17 protein-coding genes are annotated in these 17,816 nt (G+C 64.1%); 7 read left to right on the forward strand and 10 right to left on the reverse strand.

The features are described 5' to 3' along the window. Positions 1-122: 122 nt before the first annotated feature. Positions 123-1,574: an aldehyde dehydrogenase gene (locus MLB1_RS02665; protein WP_180748175.1), complete on the forward strand. Its 1,452-nt coding sequence runs from the start codon at positions 123-125 to the stop codon at positions 1,572-1,574. A gap of 215 nt (positions 1,575-1,789) precedes the next feature. Here MLB1_RS02665 and MLB1_RS02670 read toward each other — a convergent pair whose 3' ends face one another. Beyond that, entirely contained in the window at positions 1,790-2,416 is a 627-nt protein-coding gene (locus tag MLB1_RS02670) for a TetR/AcrR family transcriptional regulator (RefSeq protein ID WP_180748176.1), read from the reverse strand. A gap of 58 nt (positions 2,417-2,474) precedes the next feature. On the opposite strand from MLB1_RS02670, the gene MLB1_RS02675 reads away from it, so the two are divergent. From MLB1_RS02675 to MLB1_RS02685, 3 genes are all read left to right on the forward strand, one after another. Further along, positions 2,475-2,693 (forward strand): ferredoxin, encoded by a 219-nt coding sequence (locus tag MLB1_RS02675; RefSeq protein WP_180748177.1) that lies wholly within the window; start codon positions 2,475-2,477, stop codon positions 2,691-2,693. A 191-nt stretch (positions 2,694-2,884) separates the two neighbouring features. Next, complete coding sequence (locus MLB1_RS02680) at positions 2,885-4,216, forward strand: cytochrome P450 (protein ID WP_371750587.1); 1,332 nt, start codon at positions 2,885-2,887, stop codon at positions 4,214-4,216. A gap of 38 nt (positions 4,217-4,254) precedes the next feature. Continuing rightward, entirely contained in the window at positions 4,255-5,016 is a 762-nt protein-coding gene (locus tag MLB1_RS02685) for a nuclear transport factor 2 family protein (protein WP_180748178.1), read from the forward strand. 245 nt (positions 5,017-5,261) lie between these two features. Here the strand turns inward: MLB1_RS02685 and MLB1_RS02690 are convergent, their stop codons facing one another. From MLB1_RS02690 to MLB1_RS02700, 3 genes are read right to left on the reverse strand one after another with little or no spacing between them, the layout of a single operon-like run. Continuing rightward, a complete protein-coding gene (locus MLB1_RS02690; RefSeq protein WP_180748179.1) occupies positions 5,262-5,975 on the reverse strand; it encodes an HNH endonuclease family protein in 714 nt (237 codons plus the stop codon). After that, a complete protein-coding gene (gene recG / locus MLB1_RS02695; RefSeq protein WP_180748180.1) occupies positions 5,972-8,212 on the reverse strand; it encodes an ATP-dependent DNA helicase RecG in 2,241 nt (746 codons plus the stop codon). Before recG ends, MLB1_RS02690 begins: the two co-directional genes overlap by 4 nt. A 3-nt stretch (positions 8,213-8,215) precedes the next feature. Then, positions 8,216-9,856 (reverse strand): DAK2 domain-containing protein, encoded by a 1,641-nt coding sequence (locus tag MLB1_RS02700; protein WP_180748181.1) that lies wholly within the window; start codon positions 9,854-9,856, stop codon positions 8,216-8,218. Between the two features lie 131 nt (positions 9,857-9,987). Here MLB1_RS02700 and rpmB point away from each other — a divergent pair, with 131 nt between their 5' ends. Together rpmB and MLB1_RS02710 are read left to right on the forward strand one after the other, a co-directional pair. Beyond that, a complete protein-coding gene (gene rpmB, locus MLB1_RS02705) occupies positions 9,988-10,185 on the forward strand; it encodes a 50S ribosomal protein L28 (RefSeq protein ID WP_079610124.1) in 198 nt (65 codons plus the stop codon). 17 nt (positions 10,186-10,202) lie between these two features. Next, on the forward strand, positions 10,203-10,979 hold the full coding sequence (locus MLB1_RS02710) for an enoyl-CoA hydratase-related protein (RefSeq protein WP_358145955.1): 777 nt from the start codon (positions 10,203-10,205) through the stop codon (positions 10,977-10,979). 1 nt (position 10,980) lies between these two features. On the opposite strand, the gene MLB1_RS02715 is transcribed toward MLB1_RS02710, so the two are convergent. The 3 genes from MLB1_RS02715 to MLB1_RS02725 form a co-directional block, all read right to left on the reverse strand. Beyond that, positions 10,981-12,228 (reverse strand): lipase family protein, encoded by a 1,248-nt coding sequence (locus MLB1_RS02715; protein WP_180748182.1) that lies wholly within the window; start codon positions 12,226-12,228, stop codon positions 10,981-10,983. Continuing rightward, positions 12,228-12,908, reverse strand: a complete 681-nt coding sequence (locus MLB1_RS02720; RefSeq protein ID WP_180748183.1) for a uracil-DNA glycosylase — start codon at positions 12,906-12,908, stop codon at positions 12,228-12,230. Before MLB1_RS02720 ends, MLB1_RS02715 begins: the two co-directional genes overlap by 1 nt. Before the next feature lie 76 nt (positions 12,909-12,984). Continuing rightward, a complete protein-coding gene (locus MLB1_RS02725) occupies positions 12,985-13,935 on the reverse strand; it encodes a thiamine-phosphate kinase (protein WP_180748184.1) in 951 nt (316 codons plus the stop codon). Positions 13,936-13,952: 17 nt separating this feature from the next. Between MLB1_RS02725 and MLB1_RS02730 the strand changes: the two genes are divergently transcribed. Then, complete coding sequence (locus MLB1_RS02730; protein ID WP_180748185.1) at positions 13,953-14,495, forward strand: DUF3515 domain-containing protein; 543 nt, start codon at positions 13,953-13,955, stop codon at positions 14,493-14,495. Between the two features lie 53 nt (positions 14,496-14,548). Here MLB1_RS02730 and MLB1_RS02735 read toward each other — a convergent pair whose 3' ends face one another. The 3 genes from MLB1_RS02735 to MLB1_RS02745 are packed head-to-tail and all read right to left on the reverse strand — an operon-like array spanning position 14,549 to position 17,764. After that, on the reverse strand, positions 14,549-15,661 hold the full coding sequence (locus MLB1_RS02735; protein ID WP_371750547.1) for a D-alanine--D-alanine ligase family protein: 1,113 nt from the start codon (positions 15,659-15,661) through the stop codon (positions 14,549-14,551). A 5-nt stretch (positions 15,662-15,666) separates the two neighbouring features. Beyond that, entirely contained in the window at positions 15,667-16,779 is a 1,113-nt protein-coding gene (locus tag MLB1_RS02740; RefSeq protein WP_180748186.1) for a cystathionine gamma-lyase, read from the reverse strand. Positions 16,780-16,783: 4 nt separating this feature from the next. Beyond that, on the reverse strand, positions 16,784-17,764 hold the full coding sequence (locus tag MLB1_RS02745) for an NAD(P)H-dependent glycerol-3-phosphate dehydrogenase (RefSeq protein ID WP_255485688.1): 981 nt from the start codon (positions 17,762-17,764) through the stop codon (positions 16,784-16,786). Positions 17,765-17,816 lie beyond the last annotated feature (52 nt).

Here is a 17,816-nt window from a genome sequence, read left to right on the forward strand (position 1 = left end):
ATATGTTTTCGCTCACTGTGACGTTGGGTTTTCCGCGGGTACTCGGCTCCTTCCACCGCCGTGTTCCGACATCCGGAACGAGCGGCAGGGCCGTTCATCCCTGGCGAACTAACGTCGTCGAGATGGGTGACAGCAGGTTCATTTACATCAATGGGCAATGGGTTTCGTCAAGCGCGGACGGGAAGATCAATGTCGTATCGCCGCACAGTGAGAAGATCATTGCGACCGTCGCGAACGGAACTACCGCCGACATCGACAAGGCGGTTGCAGCTGCGCGCAAAGCATTCGACCATGGCCCGTGGCCTCGGATGGACGTCTCAGCACGACTCGCTCTCCTCGAGCGGCTGGCCGAGCTGTACGAAGAGCACCTCGACGAGTTCGCGGAAACCATTACCGCACAGATGGGTGCTCCGATCACGCTCTCGCGGACACGTCAGGCACCCGGAGGACTCGCGTGTCTGCGCTCGACCATTGAGTTCGCACGCACGTACGAGTGGGAGCAGATCCGACCCACTGCTGAAGGCGCGCCTGCGGTAGTGCGTCGGCTACCGGTCGGAGTGGTCGGCGCGATCGCTCCATTCAATTTTCCTCAAATGCTCATCATGGCCAAGCTGGCCCCCGCACTCGCCGCCGGATGCACAGTCGTCGTGAAGCCTGCGCCCGAATGTCCGCTTGATGCATTACTGCTCGCCCACCTCGTCGACCGAGTGGGACTACCCACTGGTGTCGTGAACGTGGTCCCCGCCGACAAGACCGCCTCCGAACACCTCGTGTCTCATCCAGGGGTGGACAAGATCGCGTTCACCGGGTCGACGGCCGCAGGCCGGGCGATAGCGTCCGCCTGCGGACGGGACATGCGGCGCTGCACCGTGGAACTCGGGGGCAAGTCGGCCGCGATAATTCTGGAGGATGCCGATCCGGCGGCAACTGCCGAGGCACTGAGGTTTGCATCTTTCGCCAACAGCGGGCAAGGCTGTGTGAGTCAGACCCGCATCTTGGTTCCCCGGGCGACTCGGGATCGGTACCTCGATGCTCTCGCGAGAATGGTTGATTCGCTGAAGGTAGGCGACCCTTCTGATCCGGCGGTTGACGTTGGTCCAATGGTGACGCAGTCGCAGCAGAGGCGTATTGCGCAGTACATCGAACTGGGGATCGAGGAGGGGGCCACAATCGTCGTGGGGGGACCGGGTATTCCGGCGCACCTGTCCCGGGGTTGGTACGTCAGACCAACCCTCTTCTCGGACGTGAACAATCGCATGCGCATTGCGCGGGAGGAGATTTTCGGCCCGGTGGTGTGTGTGATCGACTACGAGGACCTCGACGAGGCAGTTTGTATCGCACAAGACTCTCCGTACGGGCTCGGTGGATCGGTACGGACCAACGATCGACTCCTCGGGATGTCAGTTGCCAACCGGATGCGGACCGGGATGTTTGGAGTCAACACATTCTCAATCGATTTCGGCAGCCCGTTCGGCGGATTCAAGGCGAGCGGTATCGGCCGCGAGTTCGGCCCCGAGAGTATCGATGACTACACGGAACTGCAGACGCTCTATCTCGACCCCGCGTTCGTATGAGCCGGATACCGGTCGATGCGGAACTCCCGCTCACCGTGGTGGACAGGTCTGCGCAGCCTCTCTGACGGTGTTCGTCGACCGCTCGTCGATTGAAAGGTGTTATCCGCGAATAACTTCCACGAGGCCTGACCGAGAGAGACACTCTCACCAAAGCTGTGACCGGATTCAGGAGCTAGGACATAAAGCCGCGCGCAACATGCCGGCAACGGCGCGCGTTACTCCGTAACTTCGCGCGCTGCCCTCAACACCGGGATGAAGTAGGTGACGGCAATATTCCTTGCCTCGTCGTCTGTCTCCGCGCGAAGAACCTTCGATGGAGCCAGCAAGAGAGTCGCGGTAATCCGCGTGATGAGCTCGGCCGCCTGCTTGGCGCCCGCTTCTGGATACCCATCCCCCATCAACCGCATGGCAAGAACGGAAAGCACTAGCTGGTAGTTGCCGTGTTCGGTCTCGAACAGTCGCACCGACATTGATTCGGCCTCATACTCCTTGAGAGCCGCAACCACCGGATTCGCCCGGCATTCACGCATTCCAGTCACGAACACCTCGACAACCTGGTCCTCAACCTTGTCGCCCGGATCCAACAATGGCGCCAACTTGAGAAAGAACTGAAGTACCTCACGACCGACGACCGACGACACCATGTCGTCCTTGTCGCCGCATCGGCGGTTCAGAGTCTGTCGAGAAACCTTGGCCCGCTTCGCTATATCTGCCACCGCCGCCCGACGGAACCCATGCGCAACGAACTCAGTGCGCGCGGCGTCAAGAAGCCGCTCCCGCTCATCGTCCTCCGGGGCAGCCTGCCCAGAAGACACCTGCGACCAAATCGCGCCTAGATCCACGATCAGTCATGTTACCTCTTGACGCAGATACACTGTTACATTTACAGTCCAATGTCTCATGACGGAACAACTCTTCTCGATCACCGTCGACGGTGATGTCTGCATGGGCGCCGGCTATTGCTACGGCTCCTATCCGCTGCTGTTTACGGAGAATCCCGATGGCACGAGCGTCGCGGCGAGTACCACCAGCACCGAATTGCATGACGACGCAAATAAAGCCAGTCAGATCTGCCCGTCCGGGGCAATTGAGATCCACCACGGAAAGGACCGATCTTGACTACTGCTGCGACCCAGTGCCCGGCACACGGTCAGCTTCCCGCGGACACGCCACCTCGGTGGAGTGTCGGCCGTCGCGCGGTAATCGCGTCTCTGAAAGATGATCCGTTCTGGCCCACCCGTAAGCCGTTGCGCGCCTCGTTCAGCCTCCTGACGGGCTGGGGCCGCGACCGGCCGATTCCACCGGGCCCAATTGGATTGCCCTTCATAGGCTCGGCGATTCCTATGGCACGTAACCCGTACAAGTTCCTGCAGGACTGCCATCGCAGATACGGAGACATTTATCGGGTGCCGCTGCCGATATATCCACTGGTCCTGGCCAATCACCCGGATCTCGTGAGTGAGTTCATGGAGGACACCGAGCTCAAATACAGCATGTCTGCGCCCATCCAAGGCAGGCGAATGCAAAAGGCAGTTACGAGTGTGGGCTGCCCGGTGCAGGCCCTCGAAGGGCAGGCCCTTCGAGACAGACGCAAAAAGCTCATGCCGATGTTCGGCAAGAAGCACCTCGCGGTGGTGTCGGACAAGTTCGTCGAGGTGTTCACCGATCGGATCGACCGATGGCTGACGGTCGCTGGCACCGGCCAGGAGGTGAACCTGCAAGCAGAGCTGCCGAAGATCGTGCTGCCGGCATTTATGTACGCGATGTTCTCGACGAAACTGTCCGATGACGAAGTTATGCATGCCGATACAGCGACGCGGTCCGTGATGCGCGCTATCGCGTCGGGACTCTTTCTGGCGACCCCGCCGAATGTCTTCCCGTTGCCCGGCAAGGAGAATCTCACGGTCTCGGGGGTTCACCTCATGCGAACCATCCGTGGGATGGTCCAAGAACGACGCGCGAATCCAACCAACGATGCGGACCTGCTCAACATCCTGCTCGGCGCACGTAACGACCCCGGTAACCCGCTCACTGAAGTCGATGTGTACTCGGAGATCATGTCGGCAATCGGCGGCGGCTACGAGACGATCGTCGCGTCGATGTCGTGGACGCTGGCACTGCTCCTACAGCATCCGGAACATCTGGAGCGTCTCTACGACGAGATCGCAATGCTGAATGGCGACATGCCAACCCCCGACGATCTACCCAAGCTGCCTTGGGCACGGGCATGTTTCGACGAGGGGCAGCGGCTGCAAGGCGCGCCCATCAACCCAAGATATGCGATGCAGGACACCGAGCTCGGCGGATACCCCATCCCCAAATACACCCTGGTCGCGAGCTCGTTGTACGTGGTCCACCGCGACCCGCGGTGGTGGGGCGAGAACGCCGAAGTGTACGACCCGATGCAGTTCTTCGATCAGGACCGCGTCAATGCACGTCCACGTCTGGCATTCCAGGCCTTTGGCGCCGGACCGCACCACTGCATGGGCACCGGTATGGCCTACATGATGGCGCAGTATTTGTTGGCGACCATCTTCCAGCGGTATCGCCTGCACCTGCGACCAGGATGGCAACCCCGGCAATTCTTCAGCTTGTCGACGTTGGTCAAGGGCGGCGTGCCCGCCACGATCACCAGAGTTTGAAACGCCCCTCACACAAGCCATCACAAGAAAGGAACCACGTGACGAACACGGAGATAAGGAATCAGAATGCGCACCAGCCGGATTGGAGTGTAAAGGCTCCTCCTGGCCGGGTACACGCGCCAGTCGCCGAATCCGAAGCACTTATCGAGCCCTTCTTGCGACGTTGCAAGGAACAGGAAGACATGTACGTCGAGGCCGGCTTCCCGCTGGAAGGGATCGCGGAGTTCTGGCGTAAGTGGTTCGCAGCCTGGAACGACGACTCTCCGGAAGCACTCGAGGAATGCTGGACAGAAGACCTGGTATGGACCATGTCTAATACTGGACAGCTGGAGTTTCACGGGCGCGACTACACCGGCGACTTCGCGCGGCTCGGCTACATATTCACGCGCGAACTCGGCTTCTACCCGTGGGACGGAACAGACACCCACCTCCCGTACTACGACTTCTTCAACGACCAGATACGGGCGGCCTTCCCCTACTCAGGCGCCACCAGATTCTTCTGGAACAGTGCAATACCCTGGCCGCGCAAGCCCGTTCGCGGCTGCGGCGTCGACCGCTACATCCTCCGCAAGGAGAACGAGAAATGGAAGATCGCCCGGATCGACACCGATCAAGACTTCTTGGCCGCTCTCGTGCAGATGCTGCCTTTCGCCGACGGCACCACACGGTTCGTCGCCTGGCTCACGCGCACCCTCCCGATCGTGGGACGCAAGTTGGGCCTTTATGACAGGGAATCGCTCTACAGCCGTGAGTACGCGGCCAGCAGGCGGGCCAGAAATCTAACGCGCAAAACGGAATGACCAAATTCAAACATTGGTCGCCCGCCGAGATTGCGCTCCTCAGCGACCACACGCTGACTGATAGTGATATCGCCACCCGCACAGTTAGATCCATCCGAGCGGTAGTGGCCCAGCGTCGCCGCCTTGCCCAAAGGCGCGCAATCAGACTCGGGCTGTACCCATATCACCGGAGAACACCGGACCCGGAAAGACATCCGTTCTTCGTACTACAGTGCCTGCCGGAGCCATCGTAAGCGCGCCGGGGGTCACCGTGGTGGACAGGTCTGCGCAGCCTCTCTGACAGTGTTCGCCGACCGCTCGTCGATTGAAAGGTGGTATCCGCGAAGCACTTCCGCGAATTGCATGGAGTATTGGCACCAGAATGCACGGTTGGATGGCATCCAGCCCGACGGCCCCTGGTCCCCCTTGTCCTGGTTGGCCTGCCCCTGCACCGCGATGAGATTGGCGGGATCATTGGCAAAGCGCCATCGCAACGACGGTTCCCAGTCCCGTGCGCCCATATCCCAGGCGTACGCCAGCGGGACGATATGGTCGATCTGAATGGCTTCACCACTTTTCGGACCACGGGTAAAAGCCACCTGCACTCCCGTGTACGGATCGCGAAGTGTGCCGGTGCGCACCGCGTTGGGGCACCTCCGGGTGTACACGTAGCTCTTGTCGGCCAGGTCGCGATTCAGGATGTCGTTGCGGGTATCGCAACCGTTGCGCCCGCCCGGGGCGTCGGTGTCATCGGACCAGGCGTCACCGAACTGCGCACGTTCATAGTCCTTGCCCCGCAGCCGCTTGGCCACCACGGTTATCCCGGCCAGGGGGTCATCGCCCTGCGCAAGAGTCGGGATATTCGATTGCGCAGCAATGGCATTAGCACGTTGGAGCCGATAGCGAGTCGACACCTGGTACGCCACCACCACCGCGATCGCCGCAGCGATGGCGACGATGAGAAGGGCGCGATTCCTCACGACTTATCCAGATACTCGATCTGATCGGCGATCAGGAAGCGCTGCGCCATACCCGCCAGCGCCGGGTGCCTCGTCAACACCGGGTCCTCGGCACACGCACGCACCGCCATGTCCCGGGCGGTCTCGATCATGTCGCGGTGATCCAAGAGCGAGAGCAGCCGCAGGTTCACCGCACGACCGGACTGATCGCGGCCCAGGACGTCGCCCTCGCGCCTCTCCTCCAGGTCCAGCTCGGCCAGGGTGAACCCATCCAGGGTGTCCTGCACCGACCGCAACCGCCGTCCCGTCGAACCCGCCGGGCTGCAGGGACTTACCAATAGGCATAGGCCCTTGTTGCCGCCACGACCCACACGGCCGCGCAGCTGGTGCAGCTGGCTGATTCCGAACCGGTCCGCATCCATGATCAGCATCACCGTCGCATTCGGGACGTCCACACCGACCTCGATCACGGTGGTACACACCAAGACATCGATCTCGCCCGCGCCGAACGCCGTCATGACGGCGTCCTTCTGCTCCGACGGCAACCGGCCGTGCAGCAGCCCGACGCGCAGACCCGGTAGCAGCGAGCCGCGAATGGTCTCGTACAACTCGGTGACGGGAACCGGCGGCGGGCGCTTCTCCTCCGAATCATCGGGTCCAGCATCTTTGTCGTCGGCATCGATGCGCGAGGCCACCACGTAGGCCTGCCTGCCTGCGGCCACCTCCTCGGCGATTCGCTCCCAGCCGCGAGCGAGCCAGCCCGGTTTTTCGCGGGTGAACACCGCGGTGGTGGTGATGGGTTGGCGTCCACGCGGCAGCTCCCGCAGCGTCGAGGTCTCCAGGTCGCCGAACTCCGTGAGCGCCACCGTGCGCGGGATCGGAGTGGCCGTCATCACCAGCAGGTGTGGCACGATGCCTTCCGGCGCCTTGGCCCGCAACCGATCTCGCTGCTCAACACCGAAGCGGTGCTGCTCGTCGACGACCACCAAACCCAACTTGTGAAAGTCCACCGAATCCTGCAGCAGCGCATGGGTGCCAATGACGATGCCCGCGAGCCCGGTTGCCACGTCGGCCTTGATCTGTTTCTTCACCGCAGGCGACATCGATCCGGTGAGCAGCGCGATGCTGGTCGCGTCGTCCGGAGCGCCCAATTCGCCCGCCGTGGCCAATGATCCGAGCATCGCGCGCAGCGACCGAGCATGTTGAACTGCCAACACCTCGGTGGGCGCCAGCAGGGCGCACTGATATCCCGCGTCGATGGCCTGCATCATCGCGAGCAGCGCGACGACGGTCTTACCGGAGCCCACCTCACCTTGTAGCAGCCGATTCATCGGCTTGACCCCGACTAGGTCGGCACCGATTTCGGCAACAACCTGCTGCTGCCCCTCGGTCAGTTCGAAGGGCAACTGGCGCAACAGATCCTCGCGCAGCAGTCCTTCGCTGAGCGGCATCGGCGGACCCGCTGACCCGATATCGCTGCCGCGCCGCACGGCCAATGCCAGTTGCAGACCCAGCGCCTCATCGAACGCCAGGCGTCTGCGCGCCTGCTTTTGCTCGGTGTCGTCCTCCGACATGTGGATCTTGCGCAGCGCTTCGTCGAGAGACATCAGGCTGTGCTCTACCAGCACGGCTTCCGGCAACGCCTCGGGTACCGGATCCAGCTGAGCCAGCACCTGATCGATGCAACGGTAGATGTCCCAGCTTTCTAAGTTCTTGGTTGCCGGGTAGATCGGAAACACATTGCGCTCGAATGCGGAGATGGCCGTGGATGCGTCGCGCGCCGTTCCGGCGATGCCGCGCAGCGCGGTACTACCGCGCGTTGTGGTGCTCTCTCCGAGCGCGGTTTCCAACACCAAATAGTCGGGGTGCGTCAACTGGGGTTTACCTCGGAATTCTCCGACCGCACCCGAGAGCATCACCCGATTGCCCACCTCCAGATCGCGTTTCACCTTGTGCGGATGGAAGAAGGTGGCCTGCACCGCATGCGGGGCGCTCCCCAGCATGACCGATAGGAACTGACCCTTACGGTTCTTCATGCTCTTCAGCTCCGCCGAGGTGATGAACCCCACCAGGGTGGTGTGCTCACCGGGTTTGGCGCGCTCACCGTCCTGCTCGTCGCGCAGACTGAAGTCGGTGCTGTACCGGCGTGGGTAATGATGCAGTAGGTCTTCAACGGTCAGCAGACCGAATTCAGCGTCAAGGACGTCGGATGCCTTGTGCCCCAACACATGATCCAGGCGATCGGATAATGTCACCATCTGTTATTCCACACCGATATGAACGACGTCGGTGTGCTGCCCCGTGCGATAGATCATCACCTCGACACCCCCGTGGTGCGATCGGGTGTGCTCGATCAGTGCATCGGCGAGAGACTCGTTGGCATTGTCGGACAGCAGGACCGTCACCAGCTCTCCGCCCGAGGACAACATGATGCTCACCAAAGCCTTAGTAGCATTGGTGACGTCGTGATTCAGAACTAACACCTCGTCGCCGATGATGCCCATCGCATCTCCCGGCTCGCAGGTTCCGGACCAGGTGAGGGCACGTTCGGTCGCCACGCGGACCAACCCGAACCGGGTTGCGCCCGCAGCACGCGCCATGGTGTAGCTGTCGTCGACGGCCATCCGCTCCGGATCGTGCACGGCCAACGCTGCCAGCCCCTGCGCCATCGACGCCGAGGGCAGCGGGATCACCGTGATCCCCCACCCGCGTGCCGCCGCGCAGACCGCCACCAGCTCCTCAGGTGGCATCAATCCGTTGGGCAACACCATGATCTGGTGCGCACCACTGTCGACCACCGCATCGAGGAGACGCTTTGCGCTCGCAGGGGGTTCATCGACCCGTAACACCTGCGCACCCTCGCTGGAGAAGAGTGCCGCCGCGCCATCGCCCTCCGCCAGAGCCAGCACCCGGCGGTGCCGGTGTCGTCCGTCGTGATGACCGCCAGCGGCTCCGCGCAGGGAGGAAATCTGAATCGACTGCGGAACACCGAATTTCATACCCGCCTCGATAGCGGCTCCGGCGTCGTTGACGTGGGCGTGCACCGAGTGCCCCATCTCGCCGTCGCCGGCAATGGCGATGGAGTCGCCCATCTCGTCGAGCTGGGTTCGCAGATCGGCGATCTGCAGCTCGTCACACCCGCCGAGCAGATACATCACCTCGAACTCCGGGGGGAGTTCACCCGGCGGGTCGAGGTTCAAGCCACCCGGACCGCGCCCGGGTCCGGCCACCCAAACCTGGGAGGGCGCGATCTTGGGCGGTGATGGGGTGTACTCACGACGAGCAGGCAGCTCCCCTGCCACCACCAGCACCAGGGCGTCGAGGATTACGACGAGGCCGCGCGCGCCGGCATCGACCACCCCGTTGTCGGCGAGCACATCGAGTTGTTTGGGCGTCCTCTCCAGGGCGGCCACCGCGGCATCCGCGGCGGTGATGATGAGGTTGGCGAGCTCGTCGGCGGCTCGGTCAGCTGCCTCGGCGGCAGCGGCTAGCACCGACACGATGGTGCCCTCGACGGGTGTGCTCATCGAAGCGATGACGAATTGTGATGCCTGTCGCAATGCGCGACGCACCACCTCGGCTCCGATGGTGTCGTGGTCGGCTGCGGCGTCGGCGACCCCGCGCACGATCTGAGACAGGATGACCCCGGAGTTCCCGCGAGCACCATGGACCGCGCCTCGAGCCAGTGCGGCGGCGACCTGTGCGACCGTGGCGCCTTCTCCTAGCGCCTCGGCGGCGTTGACCGCCGATCGCATGGTGAACAGCATGTTGGTGCCGGTATCGGCATCGGCTACTGGGAACACATTGAGCCGGTTGATCTCGTCGCTACGAGCGATCAGCCCCTCGACGGAGGCGCGCGCCCATTCGAGCAGCGCGGCGCTGTCCAGAACCGAGAGCTGCATGTGAAAAGCCTATCTATGGGAGCTGACACGACACATTTTGGTGTTCACCGGCCGGTCAGGCTATTCTTGCAGGGTTGTGGGCCACCCTGAACAGGTCGTTGGCCAGAATCGCGAGCTTGAGGAGTTTCACTATGGCTGCCGTCTGCGACGTGTGCGGTAAGGGCCCCGGCTTTGGCAAGTCGGTTTCGCACTCGCATCGGCGTACCAACCGTCGCTGGAATCCGAACATCCAGACGGTTCACGCCGTCACCTCCCCCGGTGGCAACAAGCAGCGCGTCAATGCCTGCACCTCCTGCATTAAGGCCGGCAAGGTCGTCCGCGGCGTATAGCCAAGGCCGTGACCACTGTGTCTTTGGAGTCTTCTGACTACATCGCCGTTCATAACGGCGTTCTGCACATCACCATCGCTACTGCGGCGGCCGGTACCTCGCTTGATTTTGCCGGTGTCGACGCCGCGGTTTCAGTGCTGCGTGACCTGCCCGCCGACATCGGCGCAATCCTGCTGACCAGCAGCGGCGCCAACTTCTGCGCCGGCGGTAATGTGCGCGAGTTCGCGTCCGCCGAAGATCGCCGGGCCAAGCTCCATGAGCTCGCCGGTCGTTTGCACGAGTTTGTTCGCGCCGTGGACGCCGCAGATCGCCCGGTGGTGGCCTCGGTGCATGGTTGGGCCGCCGGCGGCGGACTGAGCCTGGTGCTGCTGGCCGATATCGCGATCGGCGGCGAGTCGACCAAGCTGCGAGCCGCCTACCCCGGGATCGGGTACTCCTCCGATGGCGGTATGTCCTGGGCGCTGCCCCGGAGGATCGGCACGGCCCGTGCCGCCGAGCTGCTGCTCACCGATCGCGTCGTCGAAGCCCCCGAGGCCCTGTCCATTGGACTGCTGAGCCGCGTGGTGTCCGATGACGAAGTGTCAACCACCGCGGTGGCCATCGCCGAGAAACTCGCGGCCGGTCCTCGTGAGGCCCAGAACCGCATCCGTCGCCTGCTGCGCCTCAGTGCGAACAACACTCTCGACGCGCAGCTGGATCTGGAGCAGACCAGCATCGCCGAGGCCTCGGTCAGTCCGACCGGTATCGAGGGTGTTGACGCCTTCGTCGGCAAGCGCAAGCCCGTCTGGCCCTGAGCTAGCTGAGCCGTTTCCGAATCCAGTTCACCACCCAGGGGATCGCCACCATATCCGCGGTGATGTGCTCACCGGGCAGCGCCCAGTAGTCCACCTCGGCACCGTTGGCACGCCAGGTATCACGCAGCGCCAAGACACCCTCTTCGGGGATGAACAGGTCGCCGACCGCCTTGCTCCGCGAACCGTGATACAGCAGCACCGGCATGGTCGGTGTGAGCTCACCCGGCCGGTTGGCCGCGATGACGCGTCGCCCCAGCTCTGACTCAAACGGCGCCTCGATGGCGGAGAGCAGGTCGAGGTCGAATCGCAGCAGACCCGCCGCGGCCAGCGGGGGCTGCGGCATATCCTTGGCACGGATCGCGCAATAGAGCGCAAAGTCGCCGAAAATCTGCACCAATTCCGGGAATTCGCGAGCCTGACCAATGATCGCGGCGGCGAAAAGCCCCGCCCCCAAACCTTTGTTCATGCTCCCGTACAGCAGGGCGTAATCGGTGGGGGTACCGCCGGCGGCCGCGGCCGCGATGCGCAGCTCCGGCGCATAGGTTGGCTGCAGTTGCGCCGCCCACACGGTGGCGATGGCGCCGCCGCTGTATCCATGCATGACGATCGGTGAATCGGCGAGATCGGGTCGTGCCGAAAGCATTCCGCGCACCGAATCCAGTACCGCATGGCCTGCCATCTTGCCCGCCGCGTACGACATCCGGGGCCCCTCATGGTCGGGGAACAGCACGGCGTAGTTCTGCGCGGACAGAAACGGGAACATCGGCGGGTTGTCCCGGTACCACAAGTGCGCCAACCGATATGACGGTGTGAATTTAAGGCCTAGGGAGTTGATCGCCTGGTTGCGTACCACCACCGGACGCGAACCCGGGCCTTGCCACGGACGCTCTGGCACGATCAAGGCCGCAGTCACGGGGACGGCATTACCCGCCGTATCGGTGGAACGCACCATGATCCGTTGCATGGTGGCCTTGCGCAGCGGAAGCCGCGGCGACACCTGGTCGGTGCGGATGATCTCGCCCGGTTCAATGAGGCTCAGATCGCCCGGATCACTGTAGAAGTCGTCACCGGCGATCGGGGTGGGCAGGATCGCCGAGTACGGGTCCCCGCGCTGCTCCTCGGTGAGCCGGCGGCCCGCCCAGGCATTGAGTCGGTCGACCACAGCCGGGGTGCGCAACGCCGTCCCACCGGTCACCAGAGCGGCGGTCGTACCCCCGAGGGCGGCCAATGCACCCGTCGTCCAACGCATTACGGCAGCCGCCAGTCAATCGGCTGCGCGCCCAATCCGGCGAGCAGTTCGTTGGCCCGACTGAAGGGTTTGGAGCCGAAGAATCCGCGCGAGGCTGACAGCGGCGACGGATGCACCGATTCGATGGTGGGCACGCCGGGCCCCAGTATCGGCTTAAGTGTCGATGCGTCGCGTCCCCACAGGATCGCCACCAACGGTGTGTCCCGCGCGACGAGCGCCCGGATCGCGCATTCGGTCACGATCTCCCAGCCCTTGCCGCGATGCGATGCCGGGCTGGTGGGCTGCACGGTCAGCACCCTGTTCAGCAGCATCACACCCTGCTGTGACCACGGCGTGAGATCACCGTTGGCGGGCTTGGGCAGACCCAGATCGCTCTCATACTCCTGGAAGATATTGGCCAGACTGCGCGGCACCGGTCGCACATCGGCGGCCACCGAGAAACTCAGCCCCATGGCATGTCCGGGTGTCGGGTAGGGGTCTTGTCCGACGATGAGCACCCGGACATCGGCCAGCGGATAGGTGAAGGCGCGCAGCACGTTTGCCCCAGCGGGCAGGTATCCGCGGCCTGCGGAAATCTCGTCGCGCAGGAACTCCCCCATCGTGCTCACCTGATCGGCAACGGGTCCCAGCGCATCGGCCCAGCCGGGATCAATGAGCTCGGCGAGAGGTCGGGCGGTCACGAAGAGTCAACTTAGCTCACGGATGAGCCGCGTGCGCGAAGACGTCGGGCGGGGATGAGCCGCGTGCGCGAAGACATTAAGCGAACGAGTCCCATCCCATCGGCTTCGTCCATGCCGCACCGTCTACCGTCACCGTGTTTTCTCCGGGATTCCCGGAGAAAACCTCGCCGATGGCGGTCCAGCCTGCCGGGACGGCCCCCGGGAAGGTGGCCACCAAGGCATGGTTCTCTCCGCCCACGAGTACCCAGTCCCACGGATCGGCATCCAGCAGTCGCGCGGCACCGGCGACCGGTACCAGATAGGGCTTCAGATCGGCCGACCGCAGGTCGATACGGACCCCGCTCGCCTCGGCGATATGGCCCATATCGGCCAGCAGCCCGTCGGAGATATCGGTCATAGCGGTGGCTCCGGCCAGCGCAGCGACCCGTCCCTGCCCATACGGCGGGGACGGGACCAGGTGTACCTGTCGCAGCTCGGGGAACTCGTCAATCCCTTCCTGCCACAACCGGAGACCCGCCGCCGAGGTGCCCAGCGCACCACAGGCGGCGACCGTCTCCCCCGCTGTTGCTCCACTGCGGGTCACCGGTGCGCGGCCCTGCAGGTCTCCAAGCACTGTCACCGAGATCACCAGGTCACGTGAGGCGACCAGATCTCCACCTGCGATCGATGCCTGAACCCGCGCCGCTTCGGCCCAGGCTCCTTGGTTGAGCCGTTCGAGGAAGGAGACAGCGGTCTCCGCGGGTGCGCCCACCGCGATCACAAAGGCCGTGACTCGCCCGCCCATCGCCTCGATATCTGCGGCGTTCTGCGCCACCGCCTTTCGCCCGATATCCGACGGCGAAGACCAGTCGAGTCGAAAATGCCTGTCCTGCACCAACATATCCGTCGAGACCAAGACCCGACCGTCCGGCGCGCCGACCACCGCAGCATCATCACCCGGACCGAGTTGGATATCGGCACCCAGCGCACGACCCGCAGTGAGTCGGCTGATCACGCCGAACTCGCCGGTATCGCCCAGATTTGGCACTCGGTTAGTGTAGGCCCGTGCAATCCGACGACGGCCCGTCACGCAAGCTCCTCATCGGCATCGCGATTTTCGGGGCGGTCGCGGCCCTGGCAGTCCTCTTCGGCGTCCTGAAGTTCGCGCAATTCCAGGACGGCACAAAACCCATCGCAGTTACCAACATCCCAGCACCACAAGCTAATTCACCGCTCTGCGTGGATATGGTCAAGGCATATCCGATCGGTATGGCAGGCGACTGGACGCGAGTGCAGATCGTCGAACCCGCACCGCCCGCCACGGCGGCGTGGCGCCGTGGGAAGGACTCGGTCATCGCACGCTGCGGAGTCGACCGACCTGCAGAGTTCGCCGTCGGCACCTCGGTCGAGCAGGTCAACGGGGTGCAGTGGTTCCGGGTCACCGATGCCGCGATCGCGACCACCACCTGGTTCGCCGTGGACCGCGGCGTCTACATCGCGCTGACGATGCCGGACGGTTCGGGTTCGGAGCCATTGACGGAGATGTCCGACGCAATCGGGAAGGCACTACCCGCCGTAAAACCCGATCCGGTGCCGCTACCTCGGTAGAGGCTCTTCGCGCAAGCGGCTCATCGCAGCTAGACACTCTTCGCGCAAGCGGCTCATCGCAAACCCGTTCCGCGCGCTAGCGCGGTGCGCACCATCGCATCCAGCAGTGTCGGGTAATCCACGCCGCTGGCCGCCCACATCCGCGGATACATCGAAATGGTCGTGAATCCGGGCATGGTGTTGATCTCGTTGATCAACGGGCCGTCCTCAGTAAGGAAGAAGTCCACCCGTGCCAGCCCCTGGCAGTCGATCGCCCGGAACGCCGCCACCGCCAGCTCGCGGATCTGATCGCTCACCGCGTCGTCAACCTTGGCCGGCACGTCCAGTTCGGCGGTGTCGTCCAGGTATTTGGTCTCGAAGTCATAGAAGGCGCCCGCAGCCGTCTCATCCTGGTACACACCCTCGACCCGAATCTCGCCGAGCACGCTGGCCCGGATGTCCCCGTCGGGGAACTCCAGCACACCGCACTCCAGCTCACGTCCGATGATGGCGGCCTCGATGATCACCTTGGGGTCGAACTGGCGTGCGTGCTCAATGGCCGCCGGCAACTTTTCCCACGTCATCACCCGAGAAACACCGATCGACGAGCCGCCGCGGGCGGGCTTCACGAACACCGGCAGCCCCAGGTCCTCCCGCTGATCCAGGGTCAGTGTGGTGTCGCGGGGGCGGATCACGGCGTACTTGCCGATCGGAAGCCCCTCGGCGGCCAGCAGTTTCTTGGTGAACTCCTTGTCCATACCGGCCGCACTCGCGAGCACACCCGCACCCACGTAGGGCACCCCGGCAAGCTCGAGGAGTCCCTGAATGGTGCCGTCCTCACCATAGGGCCCGTGCAGTACCGGGAACACCACGTCCACCGAGGCCAGCACCTGACCGGCTGCGCCCGAATCGACATTCACCAGTTGGCCCGCACGACGCGGGTCGGTGGCGAGCAGCAGTTCGATACCGGACGCGTCGGTGACCTGAGGAAGAGTCCGGTCGCTGATCGCCAGCTGCGCCGGATCGCCATCTGTCAGCACCCAGCCGCCCTCGGGGGTAATCCCGACCGCCACCACCTCGTACGCGTTCTGGTCGAGATTGCGCAGAATGCTGCCGGCGGATACGCAGGAGATCGCATGCTCGCTGCTGCGCCCGCCGAAGACGAGCGCGACCTTGATCCGGTTCACAACCTTCAGACCGTACCGGCTGCGAGCGCGGCCTCAATATCGGCCAGTAGATCGTCGGTGTCCTCGATGCCCAGCGAGATCCGCGCGAACCCCTCCGGAACTGCGTCTCCCCAGCGAGCTCGGCGGTCCACCGAGCTGTGCACGCCGCCAAAACTCGTCGATGCCGCCAGCAGCTCACTCCGCTGCACCAGCGCGTGCACAGCGTCGGCATCGGCCAGTTCGATCGACACCAGTGAGCCGTACCGGCTCATCTGGGCGGACGCCACGGGATGAGATGGGTCGCTCGCGAGACCCGGATAGCGCACCGACGCGACCGCGGGATGCTCATGCAGCATCGTCGCCAACGCGAACGCGTTCTGGCATTGGCGGTCGAAACGCAACCCGGCGGTGGCAAGACTGCGCGCACCCAACCAGGCTTCGAAGGGACCCAGGATCGCTCCAGCCCGCGAACGTTCCTGCGCGACCGCCGACACAAGGTCCTCACGCGATCCAGCGACGTATCCCGCGATCAGGTCACTGTGACCCGAGAGCGCCTTCGTCGCGCTGGCCACCACCAGGTCGGCCCCCAATTCCAGGGGCAGCTGCCCCATCGGGGTGGCCGTGGTGTTGTCCACCACCAGAACACCACCGCCGGCATGCGTCTGCCGGGCCAGCAGTGCCAAATCGACGACGTCGAGCCGCGGGTTCGAGGGCGTCTCCGCCACCACCACATCCGCCCGCTCGGCAGCAGCCACGATCTCGTCTGAGGCGGCCGCGATGACGTTGATCCCCAACGCCGCAAGATTTTCCGTGGCGTAGCGCCGCGTCTGGTAGTACCCATCCGCAGGGACGACAAGGGTCTGTCCGGGCCGAACCAACGCCCGCAGAGCCGAGGTAATCGCGCCCATGCCCGAGCCGAACACCAGCGCGCTCTCGGCGCGCTCCAGTGCCGCCAGCCCCGATTCCCATTGCCTCCAACTGGGATTGGAGGCACGCCCATAGGTGTCGAGTGAGTCATCCTCGGGCACCGGCAGATGGTATGCGGAGGCGAACACCGGACCCGCCAGAAAGGGTTGCCCGGCAGCGGGTTCAGCGGTGGCGGCCACAACGGCCCGGGTCGATATCCCTGGCTCTGGCATGTGTTTACTCCGGTTTGGTACTGCGCCCCAGCAGTTGGGCGACGGCATCGGTGACGCTCAGTCCGCGATGACAGACGCCATGGACAGCCTCGGTGAGCGGCATCTCGACGTCATAGCTCGACGCCAGCGCCAGGATGGACTCACAGGAGGTGACTCCCTCGGCGACCCTACCGCCGCCGGCGTTACGTGCCTCTTGCAGCGTCTCACCGCGGCCCAGCCGCATACCGAAGGTTCGGTTCCGGGAGTGTGACGAGGTGCAGGTGGCTACCAGGTCGCCCACCCCCGCCAGTCCCGCAAGGGTGGTGTGACTGGCGCCCAGCGCCAGACCCAGCCGCGTGATCTCGGCCAGCCCGCGGGTGATGATGGTGGCAATCGTGTTCTCCCCCAACCCGACTCCGGCGGCCATCCCGCAGCTCAAGGCGATCACGTTCTTGCACGCACCGCCTATCTCGCAGCCGACCACATCAGAGTTGGTGTACGGGCGGAAGTAACGCGTGGAGAACGCACGCTGGAGGGCGACGGCCCTGGTCGAGTCGGTGCAGCCGATGACAGTGGCGGCGGGCTGGGATGAGGCGATCTCACTGGCCAGGTTCGGACCGGTCAGCACCGCCACCCGGCTGGGGTCGGCGCCCAGGACCTGTGTGATGACCTGGCTCATCCGCATGAGTGTGCCAACCTCGATGCCCTTGGCCACACTCACCACCGAGGATCCGGGTTCGATGAGATCGACCCAGGGGGTCAGGTTGGCGCGCAGCGACTGCGAGGGCACCGCGAGCAACACCAGGTTGGCACCCGTGAGGGCATCGGCGGCCACTCCGGTGGCGACTATCGAGGCAGGCAGATCCACATCACTGAGGTACACCGAGTTCCGGTGCGTCGCATTGATCTCATCGGCCAGTTCGGATCGGCGTGCCCACAAACGGACATCGTGACCGGCGTCGGCAAGTACCTTGCCCAACGCGGTCCCCCAGGAACCAGCTCCCATCACCGCCGCCGTGGCCATGGCAGACACCCTACTGGGAGCTGGCACCATGGAG

It is taken from the genome of Mycobacteroides sp. LB1 (assembly GCF_013449725.1).
Taxonomy (GTDB): domain Bacteria; phylum Actinomycetota; class Actinomycetes; order Mycobacteriales; family Mycobacteriaceae; genus Mycobacterium.